This is a genomic window from Streptomyces sp. NRRL B-24572 (genome assembly GCF_002156145.1).
Taxonomy (GTDB): domain Bacteria; phylum Actinomycetota; class Actinomycetes; order Streptomycetales; family Streptomycetaceae; genus Streptomyces; species Streptomyces vietnamensis.
Window position 1 is genome coordinate 1 of record NZ_MWIG01000727.1, and the last position, 998, is coordinate 998.

General features: G+C 76.9%; 1 protein-coding gene. It reads left to right on the forward strand.

Annotated elements, in window-relative coordinates:
* Window positions 1–998, forward strand: a 998-nt coding sequence (locus tag CCN56_RS34575) for a glycosyltransferase (protein WP_107484270.1), incomplete at both ends; no start/stop codon positions are given.

Here is a 998-nt window from a genome sequence, read left to right on the forward strand (position 1 = left end):
GGCCTCGGCATCGGCGGCGCCGAGCAGCAGCTGCGGCTCCTGCTCCGCCACCTGCCGACGCGCAGCGAGGTGGTCACGCTCACCAACCCGGGCGCGGTGGCCCTGGGCATCGAGGCCGACGGCACGCCCGTCACCCACCTCGGGATGACGGGCAACCGCGACCTGGGGGCGCTGCCCCGGCTCGCCCGGCTCGTCCGGCAGGGCCGCTACGACCTCGTCCACACGCACCTCTACCGGGCGTGCGTGTACGGCAGGACGGCGGCCCGGCTCGCCGGGGTGCGCCGGGTCATCGCCACCGAGCACTCCCTCGGCGAGACGCAGATCGAGGGCCGGCCGCTCTCGGCGGGCACCCGCGCGCTCTATCTGGCGTCCGAGCGGCTCGGCACCTCCACGGTCGCCGTCTCGCCCAGCGTCGCCCGCCGGCTCACGGACTGGGGAGTGCCCCCGGACCGCATCCGGATCGTGCCGAACGGCATCGAGACCGGGCGGTTCGCCTTCGACGCGCGCGCCCGGCGCCTCACCCGGGGCGTCCTCGGCATCCCCGAGGACGCGTACGTCGTCGGCGGCGTCGGCCGGCTCGCCCCCGGGAAGCGGTTCGACCGGCTCGTCCGGGCGGTGGCCTCGGTGCCGGAGGCCCGGCTGCTCCTCGTCGGCGAGGGCGAGCACCGCGAGGAACTCCTCCGGATCGCCCGGGAGTGCGGGGCCGCCGACCGGATCCTGCTCTTCGGGGCCTGCGAGGACCCGCCGGCCGTCGCCCCGCTCGGGCCCACGCTGCCCGAACTCCTCTCCGCCATGGACGTCTTCGTGTCCACCTCCCCCGACGAGGCCTTCGGGCTCGCGATCGTCGAGGCGCTCGCCGCGGGCCTTCCCGTGCTGTACGTGGCCTGCCCGGCGGTCGACGACCTGCCCCCGGACGCGGCACCGGGCGCACGCCGGATCGGCGAGTCCGTACCGGAGCTGATCTCCGCGCTGCGCGGCATCCAGGGCGCCCGGCTCGC